At 49.0% G+C, this 2383-nt stretch carries 5 protein-coding genes; 4 read left to right on the forward strand and 1 reads right to left on the reverse strand.

The features are described 5' to 3' along the window. Positions 1-730, forward strand: a 730-nt coding sequence (locus CBG25_RS09795; protein ID WP_290604254.1) for an IS66 family transposase, incomplete at its 5' end; no start/stop codon positions are given. Here CBG25_RS09795 and CBG25_RS09800 read toward each other — a convergent pair. Then, positions 717-983: a type IV secretion system DNA-binding domain-containing protein gene (locus tag CBG25_RS09800; RefSeq protein WP_290606351.1), complete on the reverse strand. Its 267-nt coding sequence runs from the start codon at positions 981-983 to the stop codon at positions 717-719. The genes CBG25_RS09795 and CBG25_RS09800 overlap by 14 nt on opposite strands. 60 nt (positions 984-1043) lie before the next feature. On the opposite strand from CBG25_RS09800, the gene CBG25_RS09805 reads away from it, so the two are divergent. The 3 genes from CBG25_RS09805 to CBG25_RS09815 form a co-directional block, all read left to right on the forward strand. Beyond that, positions 1044-1397, forward strand: coding sequence for a hypothetical protein (locus CBG25_RS09805; RefSeq protein WP_290606352.1), 354 nt, complete (start codon positions 1044-1046; stop codon positions 1395-1397). Beyond that, positions 1394-1747: an IS66 family insertion sequence element accessory protein TnpB gene (tnpB, locus tag CBG25_RS09810; protein ID WP_290604955.1), complete on the forward strand. Its 354-nt coding sequence runs from the start codon at positions 1394-1396 to the stop codon at positions 1745-1747. The genes CBG25_RS09805 and tnpB overlap by 4 nt, the downstream gene beginning before the upstream one ends. Before the next feature lie 41 nt (positions 1748-1788). Further along, positions 1789-2383 (forward strand): IS66 family transposase zinc-finger binding domain-containing protein (locus tag CBG25_RS09815; protein ID WP_290606354.1); only part of this gene is annotated, 595 nt, incomplete at its 3' end.

The following is a 2383-nucleotide window of genomic DNA, read 5'->3' on the forward strand; positions in this document are numbered from 1 at the left end:
GTATGGCACCGGCAGTGATGTGCGAAATGTGGAAGATAACACGCCGCACCTGGTTATCTACGACTACCAAGACTCGCGCAGCGGGCGTTGCCCGAGCGAATTCCTGGTAAACTATACGGGGTATCTGCAAGTTGATGGCTACGCGGGTTATCATGGCACGGAAGCTCAACTCGTTGGCTGCATGGCGCATGCGCGCCGTAAATTTGAAGAGGCTCGGCGAGCCCAGCCGAATACCAAAGTAGGCAAAGCCATTTGGGCCTTAGGGTTAATTCAGAAACTGTACCGGATAGAAAAAACGTGTCAAGGGCTTTCTCCTGAAGAGATTTACCGACGGCGACAGAGCGAAGCGCGTCCATTGATGGAGGAGTTTGAAGCCTGGTTATCAAAGACGAAGGTGCTCCCGAAAGGCTATCTGGGTAAAGCCATTGGTTATTGTCAAAAACAATGGCCAAAGCTGATGCGCTATCTGGAGGATGGTCGTTTGAGTATCGACAATAACCGCGCCGAACGGGCGATAAAGCCTTTTGTAATTGGTAGAAAAAACTGGCTGTTTGCCAATACGGAATCCGGTGCCCATGCCAGCGCGCTATTGTACAGCCTGGTGGAAAGTGCACGTATCAATGGACTTAACCCATACGATTATCTTTTGGCGTTGCTGACGGCGCTAAAATACCCAGATGAGGATATCGACTGGAACGCACTACTACCCTGGAAAATCACCTTACCTTAAACCACGCAGCAGCGCACTGTGTGGTTCCAATGACGCTTACGATTAACGGCTTTAAGGCAGTATGTAAGCGACCATCACTGGAGATGAAAATCCAGGCATCTTCATTGGCATTTTGCACCCATTCCCGAATGGAGAAAGGTGGCTTGCCTGCTTTTTCCAATCCCTGACAGTAACGCAACGCTTTGACGTAAGCACTTAACACGGTACGAATGGTCATGGCGGTTTTTTCGTAAGCGTCGTTAAATCCGCACATTTTTTTACTTCTCCTAATTTGTCATCATGTTCATCTCTAAAAATTGAGGAGAAATATTAGATGGGAGTTTACCGTACAGATGATGAATGGCGAGCCATCATTGAAGCTCAGAAATGTTCTGGATTAAATCCAACTCAGTATTGTCGTCAGAATACGATTACCCGCAGCGCATTCTGCAATGCAAAAAAGCGGCTTTATCCTGTGAAAGAACAGCCCACGCATTTTATTCACGCCATGGCGCCAAATGCGCTTATGACCTCCAGGGATGAAAAGTTGACGACTAAAATCTCCACGATAGAGAAGGCACAAACGCATTTGATTATCACCCTGGAGCTGTCTCACTGTACGTTACGGCTGACAACCGGAATTTCTCCGTGTTGGCTGGCAACCTTCATTCGCGAGATGGCACCATGAAGATGTTTGTCGAAGTGCCAGCCATTTACCTCTATTCAGGTCATGTTGACTTTCGTAAGAGTATCAACGGCCTGTTGCTGATTATCGAGCAGGATATGGCACATTCCCCTTTCGATGAGGCCCTGTTCGTCTTCTGCAACCGACATCGTGACAAGGTAAAAGCCCTTTACTGGGATAAAACCGGTTTCTGTCTCTGGTACAAACGCCTGGAGCAAGATTTTTTCCGTTGGCCTGCTGCCAGTCAAAAAACCTTACAATTGACCGAAGAACAGTGGTACTGGTTGCTCGCTGGTGTCGACCTGGCTAAAATGCGCCTGCACCAACCACTCAACTGCAGGATAGCCAGTTAAATTTTGCGGAGGATTTTGCCGCGGCATGGTAAAGTCACGTCATGAATATCTCGATAGATAACTTACCCAACGATATCAATTTGCTAAAACAGATTATCGTTGATTTTCAGCGCGAAAATCTTCATTGGCAGGAAAAATACCAAATTCTGCTGGAAGAGTTAAATCTTTGCCGCCGAAAACGCTTTGGGCGCAGCGCCGAGCCGCTTTCCCCGCAGGGTGAGGTTTTTAACGAAGCTGAAGTTGAGGCGGATCGACCCGACGCGGCGCCCAGCGATGACGAAGCCTGTGAAACCCAATTATCTGACGACAATGATAGTATTACGGACGATGCCGTCCCGGATGCAACTGTTCCTTCGTCTGCGAAAAAACGCCGCCCACGACTGCCACCCCATCTGCCGCGCAGGGAAATTATTGTTCACCTACCGTCCGGGGAGCAGGCGTGTGATTGCTGCCATCAGCCGATGCACGTGATGGGTGGAGAAGTGCGTGAAGAGCTTGAGTTTATACCTGCTCACGTGCAAGTTACCCGTTATATCCGTGAAAAATACGGCTGTCGATACTGTGAGCAACATGGCACAGAAGGTAGTGTAAAGGTAGCCCCTCCGCCGCCGGCGCTTATCCCTAAGAGTTACGCCA

The organism is Arsenophonus sp. ENCA (assembly GCF_002287155.1).
GTDB classification, from domain to species: Bacteria; Pseudomonadota; Gammaproteobacteria; order Enterobacterales; family Enterobacteriaceae; genus Arsenophonus; species Arsenophonus nilaparvatae.